Here is a 25399-nt window from a genome sequence, read left to right as displayed (position 1 = left end):
AGACACCGCGAGCGGAGCTCGACCTTCCATCGACTGGCCCACACTGGCCGACAATGGTCCCCGTGACCCCCGAAGACTTCGCCGCCCTGCTCACCCCCGAGGGGCGCGCCCTCCTCGACTCGCTCCACGACTACGACCCCGCCCAGGAGCTGGCCGTGGCCACCCGGCTGCGCCGCGAGCACCCCGCCGCCCTGGTCTCCGCCGCGCTCGGGCAGGCCCGGCTGCGGCAGCGGGCGTCCGTGAAGTTCGGGGCCGAGGACGCCTTCCGGATGTACTTCACCCCCGGCGGCGGCGAGATGGCCACGCGCGCCTCCGTCGCGTCCTACCGCGCCGGCCGGCTCGCGGCCCTCGGCGTACGCAGCGTCGCGGACCTGTGCTGCGGCATCGGCGGGGACGCCCTGGCCCTGGCCCGCCTGGGCATCCGGGTGCTGGCGGTGGACCACGACCCGCTGACGGTCGCCGTCGCCCGGGCCAATGCCGAAGCGCTGGGGCTCGCGGACCTGATCGAGGTCAGGGAGGCGGACGTGACCACCGTCGACACCGCCGGCTACGACGCCGTTTTCATCGACCCGGCCCGGCGCGGCGGCAGGGGCCGGATCTTCGACCCCGAGAGCTACTCCCCGCCGCTGTCCTGGGCCGTCGCGGCCGCGCGCAGCGCCCCGTACGCCGCCATCAAGATCGCGCCGGGGATCCCGCACGAGGCCGTCCCGGCGGAGGCCGAGGCCGAGTGGATCTCCGACCAGGGGGACGTGAAGGAGGCCGTGCTGTGGTTCGGGACGGAGCCCGGCAGCGTACGGGCCACCCTGCTCCCGGGGCCGCGCGCGCTGCGCACCGCCGATCCGCTGCCCGACCCCGAGGCGGGGCCGGTGGGCCGGTACCTGTACGAGCCCGACGGCGCCGTGATCCGCGCCCACCTGGTCGCGGAGGTCGCCGAGCAGCTGGGCGGACGGCTGATCGACCCCACCATCGCCTACATCACCGCGGACGAGCTGCGCGCCACCCCGTACGCGACCGCGTACGAGATCACCGACGTGCTGCCCTTCGGCTTGAAGAAGCTCAAGGCCCTGCTGCGCGAGCGCGGCGTCGGCGTCCTGACGGTGAAGAAGCGCGGTTCGGCGATCGAGCCCGAGGAGCTTCGCAAGAAGGTCAAACCCCAGGGGCCGCACTCGGCGACCGTGATCCTGACCCGCGTCGACGGCGCTCCCTCGATGCTGATCGGGGCGCCCGTGGAAAGGCGGTGAACGGCCCGGTCGCCCGGGGATCCGGACCGCCCGTGGCCGGTTGCGCCGCCGGCGTCCGCGCCGAGCTCCTACGCCCTTTCACCGAAGGCGCGCACGGCCCAGCGGTGGTGCGCGCCTGCCTTGCCGAGGCCGAGGAGCGCGGTGACCCACAGGATCAGGCCGAGCCCCATCAGATACGTGACCTCGCCGTACGTCACCTCGCCCGGCCGGGCCTCCAGCGCCGTCCCGAACGTCACCCACAGCCCGACGGCGCCGAGGGCGAACGAGGCGAGCAGCCAGGTCAGGCTCCGCCAGGGGGCGCGCACCAGGGCGGCCGCGGCGGGGTCCCGGTCGGATTCGGCCCACGCGCACAGCAGCCGGCGCAGCTGCCGGTCCCGTTCGGCGCCCTTGGCGAACCAGATCCCGGCGGGGACCAGCACGCCCGCTCCGAGCGCGCCGAAGACGGCCCCGAAGAAGTACGAGAGCGGGTCGTGGCTCTCGATCGCCCTCAGGGCCATGCCGATGAAGCTCCAGCCGAGCGCGAAGACGGCGGCCACCGCCCAGAGCGTCAGCAGCCGGCCGGGGCCGAGGATGCGCCGGCCCAGTTCCTGGAGGAAGCGCGCCCGCTCGGCGCGCACGACGGACTCGTCCAGCCACTCCCGCAGGTGCGCGGGCGGCGGCGGGGGAGGCAGCTCACGACGGGACATGCACATGACCGTACGAGGACCTGATACAAAGTCACTCGACCGGCGCTCAGCCGCCGGCGACCTCCACCGACTCGAACCGCCAGCGGTGCACGGCCCGGGTGATCAGGTCCGCGGCCGGCTCGGGCAGCTCGGGCAGCTCCGCCGCCACGCCCTCCGCGGCCTCCCACCAGGTGACCACCAGCACCCGGTCCTGCGGGGCCCGCAGCACCTCGCGGCGCACCGGCTCCCGGGACAGGACCTGGGCGCGGGCCCATTCCAGCAGCTCGTTGCCCCGGCCGGGCACCGCCCGGGCCTCCCACATCAGCACGACCGTGCTCATGAGTAGAGGTTGTCCTTGCTCAGCTCGTGCACGTGGTCGTGGTCATGCGTGTGCCCGTGCCCTTGCCCGTGCCCGTCACCGCCCCGCGTGCCCGGGACGTGCGGGTCCGTCACCGGCAGCGAGGAGTCCGCCGACAGGTCCCAGTCCGAGGCCGGACGGTTCCGCTTGACCATCTCCGCACCGAGCGCGGCCACCATCGCTCCGTTGTCGGTGCACAGCTTGGGCCGCGGCACGCGCAGGATGATCCCCGCGTCGTCGCACCGCTCCTGGGCCAGCGCCCGCAGCCGGGAATTGGCCGCGACACCCCCGCCGATCATCAGGTGGTCGACGCCCTCGTCCTTGCAGGCGCGGATCGCCTTGCGGGTCAGCACGTCCACCACGGCCTCCTGGAAGGACGCCGCCACGTCGCGCACCGGCACCTCCTCGCCCGCCTTCCGCTTCGCCTCGATCCAGCGGGCCACCGCCGTCTTGAGGCCGGAGAAGGAGAAGTCGTACGCCGCGTCGCGCGGCCCGGTCAGACCGCGCGGGAAGTTGATCGCCTTCGGGTCGCCCTCCCGCGCGAGCCGGTCGATGACCGGACCGCCGGGGAAGCCCAGCTGGAGCACGCGGGCGATCTTGTCGAAGGCCTCGCCGGCCGCGTCGTCGATGGTCGCGCCGAGCGGCCGTACGTCGGCGGTGATGTCCGGCGCGAGCAGCAGCGAGGAGTGGCCGCCCGACACCAGGAGCGCCATGGTGGGCTCGGGCAGCGGCCCGTGCTCCAGCTGGTCGACGCAGATGTGCGAGGCGAGGTGGTTGACCCCGTACAGCGGCTTGCCCAGCGCGTACGCGTACGCCTTGGCCGCCGAGACGCCCACCAGCAGCGCCCCCGCCAGGCCCGGGCCCGCGGTGACGGCGATGCCGTCGAGGTCGCGGGCGCTGACGCCGGCTTCCTTGAGGGCGCGGTCGATGGTCGGGACCATGGCCTCCAGGTGCGCGCGGGAGGCCACCTCGGGTACGACACCGCCGAAGCGGGCGTGCTCGTCGACGCTGGAGGCGATCGCGTCGGCCAGCAGGGTGGTGCCGCGGACGACGCCGACGCCGGTCTCGTCGCAGGAGGTCTCGATGCCGAGGACGAGGGGTTCGTCAGCCATGGGTCTCACCTTGTACGGGTCCGTCCGCGAGGACGGAGTGTGCGGGATCGGAAAGTCGCATCACGAGCGCGTCGACGTTGCCGGGCTGGTAGTACCCCCGGCGGAAGCCGATCGGCTCGAAACCGAAGCGCTCGTAGAGCTTCTGGGCGCGGGTGTTGTCCACCCGCACCTCCAGCAGCACCTCGGCGCACTCGAAGGCGGTCGCGGCGCGCAGCAGGTCGTCGAGCAGCCGGGCGCCGAGGCCGGTGCCCCACTGGTCGCGGGCCGCGGCGATGGTCTGGACGTCACCCAGGTCCCCGGCGGCGGCCAGCCCGGCGTAACCGACGATGCGGCCGGCGGCCCCGTCCGCCGCGGCGGAGCCGCCGTCGGGAGGGATCTCGGCGACGACGTAGCGGCGGGTGGCGTGCGGGCCGCGCGCGTGGGCGAGTTCGGACCAGAACATTCCGGCGGACCAGGCGTCCTCGGGGAACAGCTCGTGTTCCAGTTCCAGCACGGGCCCGATGTCCCACCAGCGCATCTCACGCAGTACCGCGGTCACTTGGGGGTGACCACCTTGTAGTTCTTGGGCACCTGGGCGTCGGGCCGGCGCAGGTACATCGGTGTCGGGGGCAGGAACTCCAGGCCGTCGGCGATCCGCTGCGCCGCCAGGGCCGCGAGGGCGGCGGCGCTCTGGTGCTCGGGCCCGCGGGCGTCGGTGAAGACGTCCGGGTACAGCAGGGCGCCCTGTCCGACCGCGGGCAGCCCCGCGACCTGCTCGGCGATGTCGGCGGGGCGGTCCACGGCGGGGTCGCCTACGCGCGTGCGCGGGTCCTCGTACCGGGCCCAGTAGACCTCCTTGCGCCGCGCGTCGGTGGCGACGGTGAAGGGGCCCTCGATCCCGGCGGCGCCGGCCGCGTGGGCCAGGCCGTCCAGGGTGCACAGGCCGTGCACCGGGACGCCGAGGACGGCGGCGAAGGTGGACGCGGTGACGAGGCCGACGCGCAGTCCGGTGTAGGGGCCGGGGCCGACGCCGACGACGATGCCGGTGACGGCTTCGAGTTTCACCCCGGCCTCGGCGAGGACCTTGTCGACGGAGGGCAGCAGCAGCTCCCCGTGTCGGCGGGCGTCGACCTGGTTGGACTCGGCGAGGACGGACTCGCCGTCGTGCAGGGCGACGGTGACGGCGGGCGTGGCGGTATCTACAGCGAGCAAGAGCACGCGAACAGCCTACGACTCCCGGGGCCCCGGCCCTTGCGGCCGGTCGCGGGCCACCCCGGCTGCTACCTTTCGACCGAGGCAGTCAGTGCGGTGTTCGACCGGGCATTCCAGTGCCCGTCGGGACCGGGAACCCATGACGCAGGCCCGACGAGGACGTACACGCGGGGAGACCGCGGGAAGGCGGAGCAAGGTGGCACGCAGCAGCTCGGGAATCGTGGCCGGGCTCACCGTCGCGGCGCTGGCCGTCGTCGGTTTCCTCGGCTACCAGGCCTCGGCCACGGCGCCCGCCCGCCCCGCGAAGGCGGCCCCGCAGGCCCCCGCGCCGGCCCCGGGCCCCGCCCGGCAGGACCCGTCGAAGCCCGCCGCGGTACCGGCCGACTCCGGGACCGGGATGCGGGTCGTCTACTCGGTGTCCCAAAAGCGCGTCTGGCTGGTCGGCGAGGACGGCCAGGCGCCGAAGTCCTTCGCGGTCATGCCGAGCACGGTCCACCCGGTACCGGGCAGCTACCCGGTGGGCTCGCGCTCGGGCACGGTCACCGGCTCGGACGGGGTGCCGATCGAGCACGTCGTGCGGTTCGCCACCACCGACGGCATCGCGATCGGTTTCAGCGCGCGGGTCGACGGAACGGTGCCGGAGCCGGACCAGTCGAAGAAGACGGGCGGCATCCGCATGTCGCGGGCCGACGGCGACGCGATGTGGGCCTTCGCGACGATCAACACGAAGGTGGTCGTCGTTCCCTGACGGGCACCCTTCATGTTTCACCCGTACGGGGGTGCCCGTCGGTAACCTCAGGCCGCTTCGGACGCCGGAGCGGCCTGTTCCGCGTCGTGGGCCCCGGCTGCGTCGGCCCCGGCTCCACGGCCCCCGGCGGCCCCGTCCTGGGGCAGCGGCCGTACGGGGATGCGCGCGGGCGGCCTGGACACGGCGTCGGCGGCCGCGCAGGAGGCGAGCAGCGCCCCCACGGACACGGCCGTGCCGGGCGCCCGCCCTGCTCCCGTTGCTGCGCGTGCTGCTCCTGCTGCCGACATGGCTGCCTCCTGGACCGGCCCGGGGCGCCGTACTTAGGTACACCTAACCAGCGCTCGGTACCATGTCACCACGACCATCCGCCCTCGCGCAACGTTTTCCCGACGCGGTGTCGGAACGATCGGCCCGGCGCCACCCCGCTACCGGGCGGCGCGCTCCGCCAGCGCGGCCAGGCCGTCCGCCGCACCGGCCCAGCGCGCACCGATCCCGCGCACCGAGACCTCCCGTACGTCGTCCAGGACCTCCTCGTGGCCGACCGCGCGCGCGATCACCACGTGGAGCCGGTCGTCGGAGAGCTCCTCGACCTTGCCGTCGCCCCATTCGACGACGACCACGGACTCGGGCAGCGAGACGTCGAGGTCCAGGTCCTCCATCTCCTCCAGCCCGCCGCCGAGCCGGTACGCGTCCACGTGCACCAGGGCCGGCCCGTCGCCCAGCGGCGGGTGCACGCGGGCGATCACGAAGGTCGGGGAGGTGACGGCCCCGCGCACGCCGAGGCCCTCGCCGAGGCCGCGCGTCAGGGTGGTCTTGCCTGCGCCGAGCTCGCCCGTCAGCAGGACGAGGTCGCCGGGCCGCAGCAGGCCGGCGAGCCGACGGCCCAGCTCGCTCATGGAGTCGGGCGAGTCGACGGTGATCAGGGTCTCGGTGACGGCGCCTTCGGCCGTCACGGACGCGAAGGCCTCAGGAGCCGGGCTGCGCGGCGCTTCTCGCGGTACTTCTTCCATGCGCGCCAACGTTAGTCGCTCCGGAGCCCCCGGCGGATACGGCGCCGGACGCGTCCCCGGGCCCGTCCGCGGACAGCGCCTGCGGTACGGCGCCGGTGCGCGCCAGCAGCCCGGTCAGCAGTGCGGTCACCTCGTCCGGGCGCTCCAGCATCATGAGGTGCCCGGTGTCCTCCAGGACGACCAGTTCCGCGGCCGGCAGCACGTCCTTGATGGCGGCGCTGTGTTCGGGCGGGGTGATCATGTCGTGGTCCCCGGCTATGACGGTGACCGGGATGTCCGTGAACCGCTGGAGGGCGATGGACTTGTCGTGGACCTGGAAGGCCGGGTAGAACTCGGCGACCACGTCGATCGGTGTCGCCTCGATCAGCCGTTCGGCGAAGCGGGCGACGCCCGGGTCGACCTCCCTGGAGCCGAACGAGTACTGCTTGATCATGCCCGCGAAGAGGTCGGCGGTGGCCCGGCGGCCCCGTTCCACCAGCTCCACCTGTGACCCGAGCACCCTGAGCACCCCGGGGAGGAGACGGCGTACGGCGCCCATGCCGAGGGCCGGGAGCCCGTACGTGACCTCGTCCAGCCGGCCGCTGGAGGTGCCGACCAGGGCCACGCCCAGCACGCGTTCGCGCACCAGCTCCGGGAACTGCTCGGCCAGGGCCATGATGGTCATGCCGCCCATGGAGTGGCCGACCAGCACCAGCGGGCCCTCGGGGGTGGTGGCGTCGATCACCGCCTTGAGGTCGCGTCCGAGCAACTCGATGGTCACCGGTTCGCCGTCCGCCTGGGAGAGGCCGCGCATGCTGCGTCCGTGGCTGCGCTGGTCCCAGTAGACGGCGCGGACGGTTCCGCGCAGGGCGGCGCGCTGGAAGTGCCAGGAGTCCTGGCCGAGGCAGTAGCCGTGGCAGAAGACGACGGTCGCGGCGGGCGGCTTCTTGCGGCGCAGCCGTCCGCGCCGGCCCGGCTCCTCGGGCAGCTCGTCGACCTCGTAGTACAGCTCGGTGCCGTCCTCGGCGAGGCAGACGCCCTCCGCCCCGCGCAGGGAGCCGTAGTCCCCGGCGGCGTCGAGTGCGAGCCGCGCCTTCCTGCGGATGCCGCGCCCCACGGTGATCCGTTCGACCGCGACACCGGCGGCCGCGCCGGCGGCTATGACACCGATGGCCGCGCCGGCCCAGCCGGCCTTGCGCCAGTTCTCGCTCACGCGGTCGCCGTCCTCACTCAGCCGTACTTCGGTCGTACGCAGCCGCATTCAGCCGTTGCGGTACACCCTGGGCACTCTGCCCCCGATACGGGTGACGATCTCATACGCGATGGTGCCCGCTGCCCCGGCCCAGTCCTCGGCGGTCGGTTCTCCCAGGTCACCGGGCCCGAAGAGGACTGCCGGATCCCCGGCGCCGACGTCGGCGTCCTCGATGTCGACCACGAACTGGTCCATGGCCACCCGCCCGGCGACCCGGCGGACCGCGCCGCCGACGAGGACCGGGCCGCTCCCGGAGGCGTGGCGCGGGATGCCGTCCGCGTACCCCACGGGGATGAGGGCCAGCCGCGTCTCACGTTCCGTCACGTAGTGGTGGCCGTAGCTGACTCCGTGACCGGCGGGCACCGTCTTGACCAGCGCGACGGAGGCCTTGAGGGTCATCGCGGGGCGCAGGCCGAGCTGTTCGGGCGTGCCCAACTCGGGCGCGGGCGATACGCCGTAGACGGCGATGCCGCAGCGGACGAGGTCGAAGTGGCTCTCGGGGAGGGTGAGCGTGGCGGGCGAGTTGGCGATGTGCCGGACCTCGGGCTCGATGCCCTCCTTCTCGGCGTGGGCGAGCATCTCGCGGAAGGCCGTGAGCTGGAGGGCGATGGAGGGGTGGCCGGGCTCGTCGGCGCAGGCGAAGTGCGACCAGACGCCGGTGACGAGGACGGTCCCCTCGGCCTGCGCGGCGACGGCGGCGCCCACCAGTTCCGCCCAGTCCGCGGGCTGGCAGCCGGCCCGGCCGAGGCCGGTGTCGGCCTTGAGCTGCACGCGTGCGACCCGACCGGCCTCGCGGGCGGCGGCCCGTACCTCGTCCAGGGCCCACATCCCGCTGACGGACACGTCCAGATCGGCCTCGATGGCCTCCCGCCAGGGGCCGCCGGGCGTCCACAGCCAGCACATGATCCTGGACCGGATCCCGGCGGCGCGCAGTGCGAGCGCTTCCCCGGGGGTGGCGGTGCCCAGCCAGGTCGCCCCGGCGTCGAGGGCGGCGCGGGCGCAGGGGACGGCCCCGTGCCCGTAGGCGTCCGACTTGACGACGGCCATGAGCTCGGCCCGGGGCGCCCGCGCGCGCAAGGCGCGCACGTTGCTCCGCACGGCGGCTAGGTCGATCTCGGCGTACGCGCGCGTCGGTGTCTCGTTCATCGAGCACAGTCTCTCAGAACCCCCCGCCGCGCCCCGCGCCGTGCGGGTCGGGGCGCAGCGGGCGGCCCGGGGCCTGGGTGCGGGTCAGGGCGTGCGGACGTCGCGCCAGGCGGCCGGGAGGGCTTCGGCCACCTCGTGGGCGAGGAGCGGGGCCCCCGATGCCGCGCGTCGGGCCGCCAGGCCGTGGAGGTACGCCGCCACGGAAGCGGCGTCCGGGCCGGACAGGCCCGCCGCCAGCAGGGAGCCCGTCAGGCCCGAGAGCACGTCGCCGCTGCCGGCCGTGGCCAGCCACGGGGTCCCGGTCGGGTTGACCCGGACGGGGGCCGCGCCGTCGCAGACCAGGGTGGTCGAGCCTTTCAGCAGCACCGTCGCCCCGTACCGCTGCGCCAGTGCCCGTACGGAGGCCAGCCGGCCCGCCTCGACCTCCTCGCGCCGCACGCCCAGCAGCGCCGCGGCCTCGCCCGCGTGCGGGGTCAGCACCGTCGGCGCCGTCCGGGCCCGCAGCGCCCCCGGGTCCAGCCCGCGCAGCCCGTCGGCGTCGACCAGCACCGGCACCGGGTCCTCGAGGACCTCCGCGCCCCGCTCGTCCCCGAGCCCGGGTCCGATCACCCAGGCCTGCACCCGGCCCCGCCCGATCAGCGTCTCCGGGTACCTGGCCAGCACCGCCTCCCCGACCGCCGCCGGACCCACGTACCGCACCGCTCCGGCGCCGCCGCGCAGCGCCCCCGCGACGGCCAGCACCGCGGCCCCCGGGTACCGGGCCGACCCGGCGACGATGCCGACCACGCCCCGGCGGTACTTGTCGCTGGCCGCGCCCGGCTCCGGCAGCAGCTGCGCCACCTCGGCGTGTTGCAGCGCCTCCGCGTCCGGCGCCGGGAGGGTGAGCCCGATGTCCACCAGCCGTACCGCACCGGCCCGCGAGGCTCCCGGGTCGATCAGCAGCCCCGGCTTGTAGGCCCCGAAGGTCACCGTGACGTCGGCCCGGACCGCTGCCCCGGCCACCTCGCCCGTATCCGCGTCCACCCCGCTCGGCAGGTCCGCGGCGACCACCACCGCGCCCGGCGGGATCCGCTCCACCAGCGCGGCGGCCGCGGCCCGCAGGCCGCCGCGGCCGCCGATGCCGAGCAGTCCGTCCACCACCAGGTCCGCCCGCCCGGGCACCGCCGGCTCCACCCGGCCGCCCGCGCCCAGCAGGGCGGCCAGGCCGCCCCGGTGCATCCGCCCGGGGTCCATCGGCACGGCCGTCACCCCGGCGCCGCGCCGGGCCAGCCGCGCGCCCGCGTACAGGGCGTCGCCGCCGTTGTCCCCGGGGCCGACCAGCAGCACGATCCGCGCGCCGTACACCCTCCCCAGCAGCCCGGCGCACACGGCGGCCAGCCCGGCCGCCGCCCGCCGCATCAAGGTGCCCTCCGGCAGCCGCGCCATCAGCTCGCGCTCGGCGGCCCGTACGGTCTCCACGCTGTAAGCAGTACGCATGCCACCACCCTGCCCGAAAAGGCCGCCGGGACGACGGGGGCGGTCCCCGGCTGCCGGTCGCTGCCCGGCGGTCCGTCCCCCTCCGGCCCTCCCCCGGCGGTTCCTATCCCTCGGCGGTTCCTATCCCTCGGCGATGACCACGGCGGAGGCGACCCCCGCGTCGTGGCTCAGGGAGATGTGCCACGACTTCACGCCGAGCGCCGACGCCCGTGCCTCCACCGTCCCGGACACCCGCACGCGCGGCTGCCCGGTCCCCTCGACGTACACCTCGGCGTCGGTCCACAGCATCCCGCCGGGGGCGCCGAGCGCCTTGGCGAGTGCCTCCTTGGCCGCGAACCGGGCGGCGAGCGAGGCGATCCCGCGCCGCTCGCCGCTCGGCAGGGTCAACTCGGCGTCGACGAAGAGCCGTTGCGCGAGGTGCGGCGTCCGCTCCAGGGCGGCGCCGAACCGCTCGATCTCGGCAACGTCAATGCCCACACCGATAATCACAACACCATGCCCCTATTCGACCGTGACGGATTTGGCGAGGTTACGCGGCTGGTCCACCTCGTTCCCCCGCGCGGTCGCCAGCTCGCACGCGAACACCTGCAACGGCACCGCCGCCACCAGCGGCTGGAGCAGCGTGGGCGTCGCCGGGATGCGGATGAGGTGGTCCGCGTACGGCACCACCGCCTCGTCCCCCTCCTCCGCGATCACGATCGTACGAGCCCCGCGGGCCCGGATCTCCTGGATGTTCGACACGATCTTGTCGTGCAGCACCGAACGCCCGCGCGGCGACGGCACCACGACCACCACCGGCAGGTCCTCCTCGATCAGCGCGATCGGCCCGTGCTTGAGCTCGCCCGCCGCGAACCCCTCCGCGTGCATGTACGCCAGCTCCTTGAGCTTGAGCGCACCCTCCAGCGCCACCGGGTACCCGACGTGGCGTCCGAGGAACAGCACGGTGTTCTTGTCGGCGAGCGAGCGCGCCAGCGCCCGTACCGGCTCCATCGTCTCCAGCACCGTGTCCACGGCCGCGGCGATGTCCGACAGCTCCCGGATCACCGCGCGGATCTCGTCGCCCCACTTCGTACCCCGCACCTGCCCGAGGTACAGCGCGACCAGGTAGCAGGCCACCAGCTGCGTCAGGAACGCCTTGGTCGAGGCGACGGCCACCTCCGGACCGGCGTGCGTGTACAGCACGGCGTCCGATTCGCGGGGGATCGTCGACCCGTTCGTATTGCAGACGGCCAGCACCTTGGCGCCCTGCTCACGCGCGTGCCGCAGCGCCATGAGGGTGTCCATGGTCTCGCCCGACTGCGAGATCGCGATCACCAGCGTCCGCTGGTCCAGGATCGGATCGCGGTAGCGGAACTCGCTGGCCAGTTCCGTCTCGCACGGGATGCGGGTCCAGTGCTCGATGGCCAGCTTCGCGATCATGCCCGCGTGGTACGCCGTGCCGCACGCCACGATCACCACCTTGTCGACCTCGCGGAGCACCGAGGCGGGGATGCGCACCTCGTCCAGGGTCAGCAGGCCGCTCGCGTCGATCCTGCCCAGGAGGGTGTCGGCGACGGCCTTCGGCTGCTCGGCGATCTCCTTGAGCATGAAGTAGTCATATCCCCCCTTCTCGGCCGCCGAGGCGTCCCAGTCCACGTGGTACGCCCGCACCGTCGCGGCCGAACCGTCGAAGTTGGTCACCGTCACCCCCTCGCGGCGGAGCTCGACGACCTGGTCCTGCCCCAGCTCGATCGCGGACCGGGTGTGGGCGATGAACGCGGCCACGTCCGAGGCGAGGAAGTTCTCTCCCTCTCCCACGCCCACCACCAGGGGGGAGTTCCGGCGCGCCCCCACCACCACCTCCGGCGCGTCGGCGTGCACCGCGACCAGCGTGAACGCGCCCTCCAGCCGACGGCAGACCCGCCGCATGGCCTCCGCCAGGTCCCCGGACACGGCCTCGAACTGCTCGGCGAGCAGGTGCGCCACGACCTCGGTGTCCGTCTCGGACTCCAGCTTGTGGCCGCGCTCGGCGAGTTCGGCGCGCAGCTCGGCGAAGTTCTCGATGATCCCGTTGTGCACGACCGCCACGCGCCCCGAGTTGTCGAGGTGCGGGTGGGCGTTGACGTCGGTGGGCCCGCCGTGGGTCGCCCACCGGGTGTGCCCCAGGCCCGTGGACCCGGCCGGCAGGGGATGCCCGACCAGTTCCTTCTCCAGGTTGACCAGCTTGCCCGCCTTCTTGACGGCGTCCAGTCCGCCGTCCGCGAGCACGGCGACACCGGCCGAGTCGTAGCCGCGGTACTCCAGCCGCTTGAGTCCGGCGATGACCACATCGAGCGCCGACTGCGCTCCCACGTAACCCACAATTCCGCACATAGGCGGCAGGGTACGCCGGTGCCGGGCTCCTGCCCCGTACCTGAACCGGACGAAAACCCCGCCCCGGCGAATGTGCCGGAGCGGGGTTGACGCGTGACCGCGGGTCAGGCCCGTCAGCCGAGCTTCCTCACCTGCGCGTCCACGACGGCCTTCGGCTGCTCGGCCTCGTCGCTCACGCTCAGCGCGGTGAACGTCGCGAGGGTGTTGCCCTTGCGCAGGACCACCACCCGGGTCACGTTCCTGTCGCCGTCCCCCAGGTCCATCACGGTGCTGAAGGAGACCGTCTCGTCGCCTCCGGTGAGCGCGGTGTCCGAGGTGACGCTGTCGATGTCCGTCTTCTCCCCCGCCTGCGTCACCGAGAAGCCGCCCGCGCACGCCCGCACCCCGTCCTTGACGGCGGAGAAGGCCTCCTCGGCGCCCTTGCCGTCGTAGGACACCAGCGCGACCGACGTGGCCGTCACCTTGAGGCCGGCGCCTCCGGCCGCTTCCGGCGTCTGCGCCGCACCGGCGCCCCCGGCCGCCGGCCGCGCCTTCCCGCCGGCGACGACGCGGGCGACCCCGGTGGAGGCGCCGATCGGCTGCATCCCCTCGGCCTGGGCCAGCGGCTTGCAGGCGGCCGTGTCGGTCTCGATCGGGTCGTTCTGCGCCTCGTCGTCCGTCACCGGCTCCAGCTTGTGGTCGGGCAGGTCCGCCGGGGTGACCAGCAGCGTGCCCAGCTCGGCGGCCGTCTTCCCCTTGGGCCCCGCCGCGGACGCGCTCGAAGCCGCGGCCGACGGCTGCGCGCCGCTCCGGGGGCCGGCCTTGAAATCGGCCCCGGCGCCGCCGGGCCCGCCCGATCCGCAGGCGGTGGCCACCAGGGTCAAGGACACCGCCGAAGCGGTCAGGACAGCACGACGGACAAGCACGGTACGCAACGGAAATCTCCCCCGGAACAAAGAACGCACAGAGACAGCCCCGGTCGGCGTGCCCTCGGTCGGGGGCGCGCACCGGAGCTGCGGCGATCAGCAATGTACGGGTGGAAGGACGGTCGGACGATCGGGTTTTCACACAGCCTTGCCAATCGTGACCACCGCGAGACCGACACGACACTCCAATCGAGATCCGGCCACCCACGTCCCGCCCGGGCCCGCTCCCCACGTGACCGACCACACCACCCATAAGCGAGCGCGAGCCCCGACAATGGCTCTGTGATCACTTCGCCGCCACGAAGCACGCCGGGCCGCCCGACGGACCGCGCCGGCCACCGCCGGCCCGCCGAGGCCTCCCCCTACGTCGACCTCACCCGGGCCGAATGGAGCGCCCTGCGCGAGCGCACCCCCCTCCCGCTCACCGCCGACGAGGTCGAACGGCTCCGCGGCCTGGGCGACGTCATCGACCTCGACGAGGTCCGCGACGTCTACCTCCCCCTCTCCCGCCTGCTGAACCTCTACGTCGGCGCCACCAGCAACCTCCGCGGCACCCTCAACACCTTCCTCGGCGACGCCGGCAACGGCCACGGCGCCCAGCAGGGCACCCCCTTCGTCATAGGGGTCGCCGGTTCCGTCGCCGTCGGCAAGTCCACCGTCGCCCGTCTGCTCCAGGCCCTGCTCGCCCGCTGGCCCGAGCACCCGCGCGTCGAGCTCGTCACCACCGACGGCTTCCTGTACCCGATGAAGGAACTCCAGCGCCGCGGCCTGACCGCCCGCAAGGGTTTCCCCGAGTCCTACGACCGGCGCGCGCTCACCCGCTTCGTCGCCGACATCAAGGCGGGCAAGGACGAGGTCACGGCCCCGGTCTACTCCCACCTGATCTACGACATCGTCCCCGGCGAGCAGCTCGTCGTCCGCCGCCCGGACATCCTCATCGTCGAGGGGCTCAACGTCCTCCAGCCGGCCCTGCCCGGCAAGGACGGCCGGACCCGCGTGGGTCTCGCCGACTACTTCGACTTCAGCGTGTACGTGGACGCGCGCCCCGAGGACATCGAGCGCTGGTACCTCAACCGCTTCCGGAAGCTGCGCGAGACCGCGTTCCAGAATCCTTTCTCCTACTTCCGCAAGTACACACAGGTCTCCGAGGAGGAGGCCCTGGAGTACGCGCAGACGATGTGGCGGACCATCAACAAGCCCAACCTGATGGAGAACGTGGCCCCGACCCGCGGCCGCGCCACCCTCGTCGTGCGCAAGGGCCCGGACCACAAGGTGCAGAAGCTCAGCCTGCGCAAACTGTGAAAGCTACTGTTCGGGCATGCTGCACCTGCGGATGATCACCCCGCCCGACCGGACGCACGCCGTACTGCGCCTCATCGAGGACACGGTCGGCACCACCCACCTGGTGGTGCTGACCGGCGCGGCCCTCGCCCCCGCGGGTGACCTCGTCACCTGCGACGTCGCGCGCGAGGCGGGCGACGAGCTGCTGCACGCGCTGCGGGAGCTGGGCATCGACGAAGACGGCTCGATCACCGTCGAGAACATCGACCTGACCCTCTCCAAGAGCGCCGACCGGGCCGAGGAGGAGGCTCCCGGCGAGGGGGCCGACGCCGTGCTGTGGGAGCAGCTGAGCGAGGCGACGCACGAGGAGTCGACCCTCACGATCACCTACACCGCATTCATGATCATCGCGACGCTGATCGCCGCCTGCGGTGTGGTCCTGGACAACGCCGTCCTGATCGTGGGCGCGATGGCCGTCGGCCCGGAGTTCGGCCCGCTCGCCGGCGTGTGCACGGGCCTGGTCCGGCGGGCTCCGAAACCGGCCGCGCGCTCGCTGGTCGCCCTGCTGATCGGCTTCGCCGCCGCGATGGCGGCGACCACCCTGTTCAGCCTGGCCATGGACGCGCTGGGCCTGTTCGAGCAGTCGATGCTGGAGAACCCGCGCCCCAACACCAGCTTCATCTGGCAGCCGGACTCGTTCTCCTTCGTGGTGTCCCTGCTCGCCGGGGTGGCCGGGGTGCTGTCCCTGACGTCCGCCAAATCGGGCGCGCTGGTCGGCGTGGCGATCTCGGTGACCACCGTCCCTGCGGCCGCCAACGCCGCGGTGGCCCTCAGCTACGGCGACGTGGGCCAGATGTGGGGCTCGGCGGAGCAGCTGCTGGTGAACCTGGGCGGGATCATGCTGGCCGGCACCCTGACCCTGTACGCGCAGAAGCAGCTGTGGCGCAGCCGGCGCGGCCTCCGGCGCCGCAACCCGCCCGGAACGGCCTGAGCCCCGCCGCCCGCGAGGGGCGACGGGGCTCGGGAACGGCCGCTGCTAACCGAGCGCCGACTTCACGACGTCCGCGAGGCGTCCCGCGACCGCGCGGGCCTGCTCGATGTCGGCGGCCTCGACCATCACCCGTACGAGCGGCTCCGTACCGGAGGGACGGAGCAGCACCCGCCCGGTGGCGCCCAGCTCGCGCTCGGCCTCACCCACCGCGGCCGCCAGCTCACCGGAGGTCCCGACGCGGGACTTGTCCACATCGGGCACGTTGATCAGCACCTGCGGCAGCCGCTGCATCACGCCCGCCAGCTCCGCCAGGGACCGCCCGGTCGCCGCGACGCGGGCCGCCAGCAGCAGCCCGGTGAGCGTGCCGTCGCCGGTCGTGGCGTGGTCGAGGATGATCACGTGGCCGGACTGCTCGCCGCCGAGCGCGTAGCCGTGCTCCTTCATCGACTCCAGCACGTAGCGGTCGCCGACCCCGGTCTGGACGACCTGGATGCCCTCGGCCTCCATGGCCAGCTTGAACCCCAGGTTCGACATGACGGTGCCGACCACGGTGTTCTCGCGCAGCTGCCCCGCCTCGCGCATGGCCAGTGCCAGCACCGCGAGGATCTGGTCCCCGTCGACCTCCGCGCCCGAGGCGTCCACGGCCAGGCAGCGGTCGGCGTCGCCGTCGTGCGCGATGCCGAAGTCGGCGCCGTGCTCGACGACGGCCTGCTTGAGCAGACCGAGGTGGGTGGAGCCGCAGCCGTCGTTGATGTTCAGGCCGTCGGGCTCGGCGCCGATCGTGACGATCTCCGCGCCGGCCCGGGCGAAGGCCTCGGGGGAGACGTAGGCGGCCGCGCCGTGGGCCTCGTCCAGGACGACCTTGAGGCCTTCGAGGCGGTTGGGAAGGGCCCCGATGAGGTGCGCGACGTACTTCTCGAAGCCCTCGGTGTAGTCCGAGACCCGGCCGACGCCCGCGCCGGTGGGACGGTCCCAGGGGGCGCCGGTGCGGTGCTCGTCGTAGACGGACTCGATCCGGTCCTCCAGCTCGTCGGCGAGTTTGTGGCCGCCGCGCGCGAAGAACTTGATGCCGTTGTCGGGCATCGCGTTGTGGCTGGCGGAGAGCATCACGCCGAGGTCGGCGCCCAGCGCACCGGTGAGATACGCCACCGCCGGGGTGGGCAGCACACCGACGCGCAGGACGTCCACGCCCGCGCTCGCGAGGCCCGCGACGACCGCGGCCTCCAGGAACTCGCCGGAAGCTCGGGGGTCCCGGCCGACCACGGCGGTGGCCCGGTGACCGGCGAAAGTGCCCGCCTCGGCCAGTACGTGCGCGGCCGCCACGGAGAGACCGAGCGCGAGCTCGGCCGTCAGATCCGCGTTCGCGACGCCTCGTACACCGTCCGTCCCGAAGAGTCGTCCCACTGTTGTCCTCCCGAGTTCACGCTTCGCTTAGTGCCGCTGTGTGACAGGTATGTGCCGCTTGTGGCGGTAAACGAACCGCCCCGACAGCACAGAGAGTGCTGCCGGGGCGGTTTCGTTGCAGAACAGCAGGCGCAGATTAACGCTTGCTGTACTGCGGAGCCTTACGGGCCTTCTTGAGACCGGCCTTCTTGCGCTCGACCGCACGGTCGTCGCGGGAGAGGAAGCCGGCCTTCTTGAGCGCCGGGCGGTTGTTGTCGACGTCCGCCTCGTTCAGCGCACGGGCCACACCGAGGCGCAGGGCGCCGGCCTGGCCGGAGACGCCGCCACCCGAGATGCGGGCGATGACGTCGTAGCGGTTGTCCAGCTCGAGGAGCTTGAACGGCTCGTTGACTTCCTGCTGGTGCACCTTGTTGGGGAAGTAGTCCTCAAGGGTGCGACCGTTGATCTTCCACTTGCCGGTGCCCGGGACGATCCGGACGCGCGCGATGGCGTTCTTGCGACGGCCCAGGCCGGCGGCCGGCTGCGGGTCGCCGAAGCGGCCGGCGAGGGACTCGGAGGTGTAGTCACCCTCCGGCGCCTCGGACTCGAAAGTGGTAACAGCGTCGTACGTCTCGTCGCCCTCGATGGGGGTCTCGACGGTGGTCTCGGCCACGATTCTCCTCAGAATTCTCTACGTCTTAGGGGGTGGCCGGAACTACTGCGCGACCTGGGTGATCTCGAACGGCACCGGCTGCTGGGCAGCGTGGGGGTGCTGGTCGCCCGAGTAGACCTTCAGCTTCGAGAGCATCTGACGGCCCAGGGTGTTCTTGGGGAGCATGCCCTTGACGGCCTTCTCGACGGCCTTCTCCGGGTTGTTCGCCAGGAGGTCGTCGTAACGCACGGAACGCAGACCACCCGGGAAGCCGGAGTGGCGGTACGCCATCTTCTGGGACGCCTTGTTGCCGGACAGGTGAACCTTGTCGGCGTTGACGATGATGACGAAGTCGCCCATGTCCATGTGGGGCGCATAGGTCGGCTTGTGCTTGCCGCGCAGGAGGGCAGCGGCCTGGGTCGCCAGACGGCCGAGGACGACGTCCTGGGCGTCAATGACGAGCCACTGGCGCGAGATGTCGCCGGGCTTGGGGCTGTACGTACGCACGCGTATGCCTTCGCTTCTTCAGTGGTGGGTCATCCCATAGGGCACGAGCCCCGCGGGAAGGGTCCTGACAGGGTCACCACGGACGATCACGACAGCCGCTTGTCCACATCGGGGACGCAACCCGTGTGAACCGCTGGTCATCGGTCCGGTGGACCGGCGTAAGGCCCTTTCACGTGAGAATGAGAAAGCCAATACGCATAACAAACCAGCAGAGTACCCAAGAGGACCCGTACGGGTCAAAACGCGGTCCGCGATGCCGATGCAGCTGACGTCGCGGCGCACTCCGGTTCGGTCCTGGGTGGGGACCCCGCAGTTGTTACTGGACCCAGAATAACCCGACCGGAGCGCAGGGTACGACGCACCAGCAGAGCCGCCAGCCCGCACAGGGCCAGCATGTCCCGGAATGCCCGCCTCTTGTGGGCCAGCTCCGAGGGCCACGGGAACAGGGCCAGCTGGGGCGCCAGGGCCGCCCAGAACCAGGGCGAGCGGGCCGCCGAGCCCTCCCGCACCCCCGAAACGATCAGCAGCGGCAGCACCACCAGCAGGTAGTGGTCGAAGGACGGCCGCGACACCAGGAATGCGGCGAGCATCACCATGCAGGCCGTCTCCGCGAGGCGCAGTTCGTCGCCCCCCGGCGCGTCCGTCCGCCGCCAGCGCACCCACACCGCCCACAGCCCGCCCAGCGCCCCCGCCCCGGCCAGCACCACCGCGACCGGCTGCGGCACCCCCAGCCGCGGCAGCACCGCGATCGGCGAGGCGTCCCAGGGCAGCGCGTACGCGTCCTGCCCCTGGAAGAGGAACGGCAGCGTCTTGGTGAAGAACAGCGTCGGGCTCGGCATCATCAGCGCCCCCGCCAGCGACATCGCCACCGGCACCAGCACCGCCACGGCCAGCCCCCGCCACTGCCGGGCCAGTACGAACAGCAGCCCGACCGGCACGAGCATCGGCTTGCAGGCGATGGCCAGCCCCACCACCAGGCCCGCCCCGGCCCACCGCCGCCGGTGGGCGAGCAGCAGCGCCAGCGGCAGGGCGGCCGCCGAGATCGCCGTCCAGTTCCCGATCAGCACCAGGTTCACGTACGGCTTGTAGGCCAGCGCGAACAAGGCGAAACCCCCGACCGCCAAGCGGGAGCGCACCGGTACGGAGAACAGCCGCAGCGCAGCCCACCAGCCGGCGCCGATCAGCGCGGTCATGCCCAGCGGCAGGAGCCAGCGCAGCGCCCAGTGCGGCAGCAGCGCCTCCGGCACGGCCATGATCACGGCGCTGGGCAGGTACAGGAACCGCTTGTCCTCGTAGGGCGAGGCACCCGACAGCAGCGCGTCCGCGGCCTTGACCACGAACGCGTTGTCCGAGCCCCAGTTCTCACGCAGGCTCGTGGAGACGGCGATCGACAGCAGGATCACGAGGGACACCGCCTGCCAGGAGCGCGGCGCGGGCCGCAGCAGCCAGTCGACCCGCCGCCCGGCCGGAACCGGACGGGCCCACTTCATGAGCCAGATGCCAGACCGCAGCCCCACAACGCCTCCCTCGACCCCGCGGGGGGCGGTTCACCCCCTCAACGCTCGCGCTCGACCCTACGTTCGTCCCATACGGGTTCCCGAGTCTCCCGTACAACACCGTCTGAACCGAAGACCAAGTAACGGTCAAATGTTCGCGCGAACCAGCGGTCGTGCGTCACGCACAGCACCGTGCCGTCGTACGCCTCCAGGCCGTCCTGGAGGGCCTCCGCCGACTCCAGGTCCAGGTTGTCGGTCGGCTCGTCCAGCAGCAGCGCGGTGGTGCCGGCCAGCTCCAGCAGCAGGATCTGGAACCGCGCCTGCTGGCCGCCCGACAGCTTCTCGAACGGCTGCTCCGCCTGCCGCTCCAGCTCGTAGCGGCGCAGGGCCCCCATCGCCTGGCCCAGGGGCTTGGCCGCCTCCGTCCACAGGATGTCGACGAGCGTGCGGCCGAACAGCTCCGGATGGGCGTGCGTCTGCGCGAAGTGGCCGGGAACCACCCGTGCGCCCAGCTTCCAGTCACCGGTGTGCTTGACGTCCTCGCCCGCCAGCAGCCGCAGGAAGTGCGACTTGCCGGAGCCGTTCGAGCCCAGCACCGCGACCCGCTCCCCGTAGAAGACCTCCAGCGAGAACGGCTTCATCAGGCCGGTCAGCTCCAGGTTCTCCACCGTCAGCGCGCGCACGCCCGTACGGCCGCCCTTGAGCCGCATCGTGATGTCCTGCTCCCGCGGCGGCTCCGGCGGCGGGCCGGCTTCCTCGAACTTCTGGAAGCGGGTCTGCATCGCCCGGTAGCGCGAGGCCATGTCGGGGCTGCTCGCGGCCTGGTTGCGCAGCCGCAGCACCAGCGCCTTCAGCCGGGCGTGCTCCTCGTCCCAGCGCCGCTTGAGCTCCTCGAAACGGGCGAAGCGCTCCTTGCGGGCCTCGTGGTAGGTGCCGAAACCCGCGCCGTGCACCCAGACGTCGGAGCCCATCGGGCTCGCCTCCAGGCTGATGATCTTCTGGGCGGCCTGGGTCAGCAGCTCCCGGTCGTGGCTGATGAACAGCACCGTCTTGCGCGTCGCGCGCAGCTGCTCCTCGAGCCACCGCTTGCCGGGCACGTCGAGGTAGTTGTCGGGTTCGTCGAGCAGCAGCACCTCGTCCGGGCCCCGCAGCAGCGCCTCCAGGACGAGCCGCTTCTGCTCACCGCCCGACAGCGTGCGCACCTCCCGGAACTGCGCCTTGTCGTACGGCATCCCCAGCGCTGCCGTGGTGCAGACGTCCCACAGGGTCTCCGCCTCGTAGCCCTGGACGTCGGCCCAGTCGCTGAGCGCCTGCGCGTACGCCATCTGGGCGGCCTCGTCGTCCACCGTCATGATCAGGTGCTCGGCCCGGTCCACGGCCCCCGCCGCCTCCCGGATCCGCGGCTGGGCCACCGAGACCAGCAGGTCGCGGACGGTCGTCTCGTCCCGGACCGAGCCCACGAACTGTGACATCACCCCGAGGCCGCCGCTGACGGTGACCGACCCGCCGTGCGGCTGGAGCTCGCCCGAGATCAGCTTGAGCAGGGTGGTCTTGCCGGCCCCGTTCGCCCCCACCAGGGCGACGACCGACCCCTCCCCCACGCGGAAGGAGACGTCGGGGAGCAGCACCCGCCCGTCGGGAAGGTAGTACTCCAGGTGGCTGGCTTCGAGATGTCCCATGGGGCGCATTGTCCAGGCCGGGCCGCGATCCGCCCAAATGGATTAGCCGGCGCTCAGCAGCAGCCGGCTCCCGGCAGGGTGCGCATGTTGCGCGCTTCCTTGCTGCGGGCCGCCAGGAGCTCGTCGGCCGGGTAGCCGACCTCCTCCAGCGTGAGGCCGTGGGGCTTGACCACGTGCACCGAGGAATCCCGTACGGCGGCCCTCAGCACCTCGCCGGGCCAGCTCACGGGCCGGTGCCCGTCACCCACGTGCAGCATCGCGCCGACCAGCGAGCGGACCATGTTGTGGCAGAACGCGTCGGCGCGCACCGTGGCGGTGATGACGCCGTCCTGCGCGCGTTCCCAGCTGAGCTGCTGGAGCGTGCGGATGGTCGTGGCGCCCTCGCGCTTCTTGCAGTACGCGGCGAAGTCGTGCTCGCCGAGCAGCGCGGTGGAGGCCTCGTTCATGGCGTCCACGTCCAGCGGCCACTGGTGCCACAGCACGTGCCCGCGGCGCAGCGGGTCCACCCCGGCCTGGTGGTCGCCCACCCGGTAGGCGTAGCGGCGCCAGACGGCCGAGAACCGGGCGTTGAAGCCCTCGGGGGCCTGCGCGGCCTTCCACACCCGTACGTCGTGCGGCAGCCGCCCCGCGAGGCGGCGCAGCAGCTTGTCCTGGTGCTCCGCCCACACCTCTTCGCGTACGTCGAACTGGGCGACCTGCCCGCGCGCGTGCACGCCGGCATCGGTCCGCCCGGCCACGGTCAGCTCCACCGGCTCCGGCAGCCGCATCACGGTCCGCAGGGCCGACTCCAGCTCCCCCTGTACGGTCCGCAGCTCGCGCTGCTTCGCCCAGCCGGAGAAGTCCTTGCCGTCGTACGACAGGTCCAGCCGTACCCGGACGTGCCCGGGCTCCACCTCGTCACTCACGTGAGTGATCCTCTCAGCTGCGTCTTTCGAACGAATGCAGAACGGGCCCGCCCCGGGAAGGGGCGGGCCCGTTCAGAGCCGATCAAGCAAGCTCGATCCCAGAACGGGATCAGGCCTCCTTGGTCTCCTCGGCGGCGGGAGCCTCGGCCACGGCCTCGGCGTCCTTCGCGGCACGCTTGGTGGCGGCCTCGGCCTCACCAGTGGCCTGCTGCGCGACCGTCAGGGCCTCGACCAGCTCGATGACCGCCATCGGGGCGTTGTCGCCACGACGGTTGCCGATCTTGGTGATGCGCGTGTAACCACCGGGGCGGTTCTCGTAGCGCGGGGCGATCTCGGTGAACAGCGTGTGCACGATGCTCTTGTCCGTGATCGTCTGCAGCACCAGGCGACGGTTGTGGATGTCGCCCTTCTTGGCCTTGGTGACCAGACGCTCGGCGTAGGGACGCAGGCGACGGGCCTTGGCCTCGGTGGTGGTGATGCGGCCGTGCTCGAAGAGCGCCTTCGCGAGGTTCGCGAGGAGGTGCTTCTCGTGCGCGGCGCTGCCGCCCAGGCGGGCACCCTTTGCGGGACGCGGCATGGTGTTACTCCTTCATATCTGCACCGGCCGTGTCAGGTACCGGTGTCAGTTCCCCCGGAGCGGCTGCCCCGGGAAAGTCTCGATCAAGCCGTCGCCGGCGACGCGGGCCGAAGACCTCGGCCGCCGGCGACGGGAAGAATCAGTACTGCTCGGTCTCGACGAAACCGGCGTCCGCGTCGTCGTCGGCGCCGAAGGCGTCGGCGGCGGCGGTCGGGTCGAATCCGGGCGGGCTGTCCTTGAGGGCCAGGCCCATGCCGGCCAGCTTCGCCTTGACCTCGTCGATCGACTTCGCACCGAAGTTGCGGATGTCGAGCAGGTCGGCCTCGGAGCGGGCGACGAGCTCACCCACGGAGTGGATGCCCTCGCGCTTGAGGCAGTTGTACGAGCGGACCGTGAGCTCCAGCTCCTCGATCGGCAGCGCCAGGTCGGCGGCCAGGGCCGCGTCCGTCGGCGAGGGGCCCATGTCGATGCCCTCGGCGTCGATGTTGAGCTCGCGGGCCAGACCGAACAGCTCGACCAGGGTCTTGCCGGCGGACGCCATGGCGTCGCGCGGGCGCATGGCCTGCTTGGTCTCGACGTCGACGATCAGCTTGTCGAAGTCGGTGCGCTGCTCGACTCGGGTCGCCTCGACCTTGTAGGTGACCTTGAGGACCGGGCTGTAGATGGAGTCGACCGGGATGCGGCCGATCTCCTGGCCCAGCTGCTTGTTCTGCACGGCGGAGACGTAGCCGCGACCGCGCTCGACGGTCAGCTCCATTTCCAGCTTGCCCTTGCCGTTGAGCGTGGCGAGGACCAGGTCCGGGTTGTGCACCTCGACACCGGCCGGGGGCGCGATGTCGGCAGCGGTGACCAGGCCGGGACCCTGCTTGCGCAGGTACATCACGACCGGCTCGTCGTGCTCCGAGGAGACGACCAGCTGCTTGATGTTGAGGATGATGTCGGTGACGTCTTCCTTGACGCCCGGCACGGTGGTGAACTCGTGCAGGACGCCGTCCACGCGGATGCTGGTGACGGCGGCACCCGGGATGGAGGACAGGAGCGTGCGGCGCAGGGAGTTGCCGAGGGTGTAGCCGAAGCCCGGCTCCAGCGGCTCGATCACGAACCGCGAGCGGTACTCGTCTACGACCTCTTCGGTCAGCGAGGGACGCTGAGCGATAAGCATGTCTGTGTTCCTTCAGTCGTGGACGCCCACTATTTGACGCCCGACATGTACTGCTGGGTACTGCAAGGGTACGGGCGGCACGGCCCCCGAAGGGGTCGTACCGCCCGGACACTCAAAGACGCACAGGCGCGTCCGTCGCGTCAGACGCGGCGGCGCTTCGGCGGGCGGCAGCCGTTGTGCGGGGTGGGGGTGACGTCCTGGATGGAGCCGACCTCCAGGCCGGTGGCCTGCAGGGAGCGGATCGCGGTCTCACGGCCGGAGCCGGGACCCTTGACGAAGACGTCAACCTTGCGCATGCCGTGCTCCTGCGCGCGGCGGGCGGCCGACTCGGCGGCCATCTGCGCGGCGAAGGGGGTGGACTTGCGCGAGCCCTTGAAGCCGACGTGGCCGGCGGAGGCCCAGGAGATCACGTTGCCCGAGGGGTCGGTGATCGAGACGATGGTGTTGTTGAACGTGCTCTTGATGTGGGCGTGCCCGTGAGCGACGTTCTTCTTTTCCTTGCGGCGCACCTTCTTGGCAGCGCCCTGACGACCCTTGGGGGGCATCTAAATCTCCTACGGGAGGTGGTCGGTCCTACAGCGCAAGACCGCTGAACAGGACTACTTCTTGCCCGGCTTCTTCTTACCGGCGATCGCGCGACGCGGGCCCTTGCGGGTACGCGCGTTCGTGCTGGTGCGCTGACCGTGCACCGGCAGGCCACGACGGTGGCGGATGCCCTGGTAGCACTGGATCTCGACCTTGCGACGGATGTCGGCCTGGATCTCGCGGCGGAGGTCACCCTCGGTGCGGAGGTTGGCGTCCACGTACTCGCGGATCTTGACCAGGTCCTCTTCGGCCAGGTCACGAACGCGGGTGTTCGGGTTCACGCCGGTGGAGGCGAGGATCTCCTTGGACCGGGTGCGCCCGATACCGAAGACGTAGGTGAGTGCGATCTCCACACGCTTTTCGCGCGGGATGTCAACACCGGAAACGCGTGCCATTCAATGGCTCCTGTGTGTTCGGGGGTCTTCCGCAGAACCGTTCCCGACCGCCGACCACTCCTGATGGGTGGTGGTACGTCCGGGTCCCCGGCCCCCGCCGGAGGTGCCGCCGGCCCCGTACAGGGCTGGGCGGGTTCTGCGTATGTACGTTTTCTTACGTCGCGCGAAGAACTGCGGAAGGCAGGTCGGTCGGCGTGCGTCAGCCCTGGCGCTGCTTGTGGCGCAGGTTGTCGCAGATGACCATGACCCGACCGTGACGGCGGATCACCTTGCACTTGTCGCAGATCTTCTTGACGCTCGGCTTGACCTTCATGTGGGTGAGGTTCTCCGGGTCAGTGCCACCACCCGCGC

28 protein-coding genes are annotated in these 25399 nt (G+C 72.1%); 4 read left to right on the top strand and 24 right to left on the bottom strand.

Annotated features, from left to right (window positions below; all coding sequences use genetic code 11):
* The first annotated feature begins 53 nt into the window (after positions 1–53).
* Positions 54–1241: a class I SAM-dependent methyltransferase gene (locus OHA81_RS19180; protein ID WP_443056583.1), complete on the top strand. Its 1188-nt coding sequence runs from the start codon at positions 54–56 to the stop codon at positions 1239–1241.
* A 68-nt stretch (positions 1242–1309) separates the two neighbouring features.
* Here OHA81_RS19180 and OHA81_RS19175 read toward each other — a convergent pair whose 3' ends face one another.
* From OHA81_RS19175 to tsaB, 5 genes are read right to left on the bottom strand one after another with little or no spacing between them, the layout of a single operon-like run.
* The gene (locus OHA81_RS19175) at positions 1310–1927 is read right to left on the bottom strand and encodes a hypothetical protein (protein ID WP_329197546.1); all 618 of its coding nucleotides are present in this window, start codon (positions 1925–1927) and stop codon (positions 1310–1312) included.
* A gap of 46 nt (positions 1928–1973) precedes the next feature.
* Positions 1974–2246 carry a hypothetical protein gene (locus OHA81_RS19170; protein WP_329197544.1) on the bottom strand — a complete coding sequence of 91 codons (273 nt, stop codon included), beginning with the start codon at positions 2244–2246 and terminating at the stop codon, positions 1974–1976.
* Complete coding sequence (gene tsaD, locus OHA81_RS19165; protein ID WP_329197542.1) at positions 2243–3376, bottom strand: tRNA (adenosine(37)-N6)-threonylcarbamoyltransferase complex transferase subunit TsaD; 1134 nt, start codon at positions 3374–3376, stop codon at positions 2243–2245. The genes OHA81_RS19170 and tsaD overlap by 4 nt, the downstream gene beginning before the upstream one ends.
* Positions 3369–3893, bottom strand: a complete 525-nt coding sequence (locus tag OHA81_RS19160) for a GNAT family N-acetyltransferase (protein ID WP_329202381.1) — start codon at positions 3891–3893, stop codon at positions 3369–3371. The genes tsaD and OHA81_RS19160 overlap by 8 nt, the downstream gene beginning before the upstream one ends.
* Before the next feature lie 17 nt (positions 3894–3910).
* On the bottom strand, positions 3911–4573 hold the full coding sequence (gene tsaB / locus OHA81_RS19155) for a tRNA (adenosine(37)-N6)-threonylcarbamoyltransferase complex dimerization subunit type 1 TsaB (RefSeq protein WP_329197540.1): 663 nt from the start codon (positions 4571–4573) through the stop codon (positions 3911–3913).
* Between the two features lie 190 nt (positions 4574–4763).
* On the opposite strand from tsaB, the gene OHA81_RS19150 reads away from it, so the two are divergent.
* Positions 4764–5315 carry a hypothetical protein gene (locus OHA81_RS19150; protein ID WP_329197538.1) on the top strand — a complete coding sequence of 184 codons (552 nt, stop codon included), beginning with the start codon at positions 4764–4766 and terminating at the stop codon, positions 5313–5315.
* A gap of 47 nt (positions 5316–5362) precedes the next feature.
* On the opposite strand, the gene OHA81_RS19145 is transcribed toward OHA81_RS19150, so the two are convergent.
* The 8 genes from OHA81_RS19145 to OHA81_RS19110 all read right to left on the bottom strand — a co-directional run bounded on the left by OHA81_RS19145 (position 5363) and on the right by OHA81_RS19110 (position 13444).
* Entirely contained in the window at positions 5363–5602 is a 240-nt protein-coding gene (locus tag OHA81_RS19145; RefSeq protein ID WP_329197537.1) for a hypothetical protein, read from the bottom strand.
* A 138-nt stretch (positions 5603–5740) separates the two neighbouring features.
* Positions 5741–6325 carry a tRNA (adenosine(37)-N6)-threonylcarbamoyltransferase complex ATPase subunit type 1 TsaE gene (gene tsaE / locus OHA81_RS19140; RefSeq protein ID WP_443056580.1) on the bottom strand — a complete coding sequence of 195 codons (585 nt, stop codon included), beginning with the start codon at positions 6323–6325 and terminating at the stop codon, positions 5741–5743.
* Complete coding sequence (locus OHA81_RS19135; RefSeq protein WP_329197535.1) at positions 6282–7565, bottom strand: alpha/beta fold hydrolase; 1284 nt, start codon at positions 7563–7565, stop codon at positions 6282–6284. The genes tsaE and OHA81_RS19135 overlap by 44 nt, the downstream gene beginning before the upstream one ends.
* The gene (gene alr, locus OHA81_RS19130; protein WP_329197533.1) at positions 7566–8702 is read right to left on the bottom strand and encodes an alanine racemase; all 1137 of its coding nucleotides are present in this window, start codon (positions 8700–8702) and stop codon (positions 7566–7568) included.
* A gap of 84 nt (positions 8703–8786) precedes the next feature.
* A complete protein-coding gene (locus tag OHA81_RS19125; RefSeq protein WP_329197532.1) occupies positions 8787–10178 on the bottom strand; it encodes an NAD(P)H-hydrate dehydratase in 1392 nt (463 codons plus the stop codon).
* Positions 10179–10298: 120 nt separating this feature from the next.
* The gene (locus OHA81_RS19120) at positions 10299–10667 is read right to left on the bottom strand and encodes a holo-ACP synthase (RefSeq protein ID WP_329197530.1); all 369 of its coding nucleotides are present in this window, start codon (positions 10665–10667) and stop codon (positions 10299–10301) included.
* A gap of 12 nt (positions 10668–10679) precedes the next feature.
* Positions 10680–12530 (bottom strand): glutamine--fructose-6-phosphate transaminase (isomerizing), encoded by a 1851-nt coding sequence (gene glmS / locus OHA81_RS19115; protein ID WP_329197528.1) that lies wholly within the window; start codon positions 12528–12530, stop codon positions 10680–10682.
* Between the two features lie 113 nt (positions 12531–12643).
* Positions 12644–13444: a hypothetical protein gene (locus OHA81_RS19110; protein ID WP_329197526.1), complete on the bottom strand. Its 801-nt coding sequence runs from the start codon at positions 13442–13444 to the stop codon at positions 12644–12646.
* A gap of 273 nt (positions 13445–13717) precedes the next feature.
* Between OHA81_RS19110 and coaA the strand changes: the two genes are divergently transcribed.
* On the top strand, positions 13718–14737 hold the full coding sequence (gene coaA / locus OHA81_RS19105; RefSeq protein ID WP_329197524.1) for a type I pantothenate kinase: 1020 nt from the start codon (positions 13718–13720) through the stop codon (positions 14735–14737).
* Between the two features lie 16 nt (positions 14738–14753).
* Positions 14754–15707 (top strand): DUF389 domain-containing protein, encoded by a 954-nt coding sequence (locus OHA81_RS19100; RefSeq protein ID WP_329197521.1) that lies wholly within the window; start codon positions 14754–14756, stop codon positions 15705–15707.
* 45 nt (positions 15708–15752) lie between these two features.
* Here the strand turns inward: OHA81_RS19100 and glmM are convergent, their stop codons facing one another.
* The 11 genes from glmM to rpmJ all read right to left on the bottom strand — a co-directional run bounded on the left by glmM (position 15753) and on the right by rpmJ (position 25361).
* Complete coding sequence (gene glmM, locus OHA81_RS19095) at positions 15753–17111, bottom strand: phosphoglucosamine mutase (protein WP_329197519.1); 1359 nt, start codon at positions 17109–17111, stop codon at positions 15753–15755.
* A gap of 136 nt (positions 17112–17247) precedes the next feature.
* Complete coding sequence (gene rpsI / locus OHA81_RS19090; RefSeq protein WP_190183008.1) at positions 17248–17763, bottom strand: 30S ribosomal protein S9; 516 nt, start codon at positions 17761–17763, stop codon at positions 17248–17250.
* 42 nt (positions 17764–17805) lie between these two features.
* Entirely contained in the window at positions 17806–18249 is a 444-nt protein-coding gene (gene rplM, locus OHA81_RS19085; RefSeq protein ID WP_329197517.1) for a 50S ribosomal protein L13, read from the bottom strand.
* A 236-nt stretch (positions 18250–18485) separates the two neighbouring features.
* Positions 18486–19766: a glycosyltransferase family 87 protein gene (locus tag OHA81_RS19080; protein ID WP_329197515.1), complete on the bottom strand. Its 1281-nt coding sequence runs from the start codon at positions 19764–19766 to the stop codon at positions 18486–18488.
* 38 nt (positions 19767–19804) lie between these two features.
* Positions 19805–21424, bottom strand: a complete 1620-nt coding sequence (locus OHA81_RS19075; protein ID WP_443056579.1) for an ABC-F family ATP-binding cassette domain-containing protein — start codon at positions 21422–21424, stop codon at positions 19805–19807.
* A 53-nt stretch (positions 21425–21477) separates the two neighbouring features.
* Positions 21478–22329, bottom strand: coding sequence for a tRNA pseudouridine(38-40) synthase TruA (gene truA / locus OHA81_RS19070; RefSeq protein WP_329197512.1), 852 nt, complete (start codon positions 22327–22329; stop codon positions 21478–21480).
* Between the two features lie 109 nt (positions 22330–22438).
* Positions 22439–22906: a 50S ribosomal protein L17 gene (gene rplQ / locus OHA81_RS19065; protein WP_030298228.1), complete on the bottom strand. Its 468-nt coding sequence runs from the start codon at positions 22904–22906 to the stop codon at positions 22439–22441.
* 139 nt (positions 22907–23045) lie between these two features.
* Positions 23046–24068 (bottom strand): DNA-directed RNA polymerase subunit alpha, encoded by a 1023-nt coding sequence (locus tag OHA81_RS19060; protein WP_007265920.1) that lies wholly within the window; start codon positions 24066–24068, stop codon positions 23046–23048.
* A 140-nt stretch (positions 24069–24208) separates the two neighbouring features.
* Positions 24209–24613 (bottom strand): 30S ribosomal protein S11, encoded by a 405-nt coding sequence (gene rpsK, locus OHA81_RS19055; protein ID WP_003956432.1) that lies wholly within the window; start codon positions 24611–24613, stop codon positions 24209–24211.
* A gap of 54 nt (positions 24614–24667) precedes the next feature.
* On the bottom strand, positions 24668–25048 hold the full coding sequence (rpsM, locus tag OHA81_RS19050; RefSeq protein WP_030710357.1) for a 30S ribosomal protein S13: 381 nt from the start codon (positions 25046–25048) through the stop codon (positions 24668–24670).
* Positions 25049–25247: 199 nt separating this feature from the next.
* Positions 25248–25361 carry a 50S ribosomal protein L36 gene (gene rpmJ / locus OHA81_RS19045; protein ID WP_003956441.1) on the bottom strand — a complete coding sequence of 38 codons (114 nt, stop codon included), beginning with the start codon at positions 25359–25361 and terminating at the stop codon, positions 25248–25250.
* Positions 25362–25399: the final 38 nt, after the last annotated feature.

The sequence above is a fragment of the Streptomyces sp. NBC_00667 genome, assembly GCF_036226825.1.
Classification (GTDB): domain Bacteria; phylum Actinomycetota; class Actinomycetes; order Streptomycetales; family Streptomycetaceae; genus Streptomyces.
The sequence above is the reverse complement of the archived record's forward strand: the minus strand, read 5'-3'. Positions and strand labels throughout refer to the sequence as shown.

What these genes read in the sequence shown, in the direction of transcription:
- OHA81_RS19145 (WP_329197537.1), bottom strand. Translation starts at nt 5,602, where the DNA reads ATGTCGGCAGCAGGAGCAGCACGCGCAGCAACGGGAGCAGGGCGGGCG.
- OHA81_RS19125 (WP_329197532.1), bottom strand. Translation starts at nt 10,178, where the DNA reads ATGCGTACTGCTTACAGCGTGGAGACCGTACGGGCCGCCGAGCGCGAG.
- OHA81_RS19100 (WP_329197521.1), top strand. Translation starts at nt 14,754, where the DNA reads ATGCTGCACCTGCGGATGATCACCCCGCCCGACCGGACGCACGCCGTA.
- OHA81_RS19180 (WP_443056583.1), top strand. Translation starts at nt 54, where the DNA reads ATGGTCCCCGTGACCCCCGAAGACTTCGCCGCCCTGCTCACCCCCGAG.
- OHA81_RS19135 (WP_329197535.1), bottom strand. Translation starts at nt 7,565, where the DNA reads ATGCGGCTGCGTACGACCGAAGTACGGCTGAGTGAGGACGGCGACCGC.
- glmS (WP_329197528.1), bottom strand. Translation starts at nt 12,530, where the DNA reads ATGTGCGGAATTGTGGGTTACGTGGGAGCGCAGTCGGCGCTCGATGTG.
- tsaD (WP_329197542.1), bottom strand. Translation starts at nt 3,376, where the DNA reads ATGGCTGACGAACCCCTCGTCCTCGGCATCGAGACCTCCTGCGACGAG.
- tsaE (WP_443056580.1), bottom strand. Translation starts at nt 6,325, where the DNA reads ATGGAAGAAGTACCGCGAGAAGCGCCGCGCAGCCCGGCTCCTGAGGCC.
- OHA81_RS19170 (WP_329197544.1), bottom strand. Translation starts at nt 2,246, where the DNA reads ATGAGCACGGTCGTGCTGATGTGGGAGGCCCGGGCGGTGCCCGGCCGG.
- OHA81_RS19075 (WP_443056579.1), bottom strand. Translation starts at nt 21,424, where the DNA reads ATGGGACATCTCGAAGCCAGCCACCTGGAGTACTACCTTCCCGACGGG.
- OHA81_RS19175 (WP_329197546.1), bottom strand. Translation starts at nt 1,927, where the DNA reads ATGTCCCGTCGTGAGCTGCCTCCCCCGCCGCCGCCCGCGCACCTGCGG.
- rpmJ (WP_003956441.1), bottom strand. Translation starts at nt 25,361, where the DNA reads ATGAAGGTCAAGCCGAGCGTCAAGAAGATCTGCGACAAGTGCAAGGTG.
- rpsM (WP_030710357.1), bottom strand. Translation starts at nt 25,048, where the DNA reads ATGGCACGCGTTTCCGGTGTTGACATCCCGCGCGAAAAGCGTGTGGAG.
- OHA81_RS19160 (WP_329202381.1), bottom strand. Translation starts at nt 3,893, where the DNA reads ATGCGCTGGTGGGACATCGGGCCCGTGCTGGAACTGGAACACGAGCTG.
- rpsK (WP_003956432.1), bottom strand. Translation starts at nt 24,613, where the DNA reads ATGCCCCCCAAGGGTCGTCAGGGCGCTGCCAAGAAGGTGCGCCGCAAG.
- rplQ (WP_030298228.1), bottom strand. Translation starts at nt 22,906, where the DNA reads ATGCCGCGTCCCGCAAAGGGTGCCCGCCTGGGCGGCAGCGCCGCGCAC.
- OHA81_RS19060 (WP_007265920.1), bottom strand. Translation starts at nt 24,068, where the DNA reads ATGCTTATCGCTCAGCGTCCCTCGCTGACCGAAGAGGTCGTAGACGAG.
- alr (WP_329197533.1), bottom strand. Translation starts at nt 8,702, where the DNA reads ATGAACGAGACACCGACGCGCGCGTACGCCGAGATCGACCTAGCCGCC.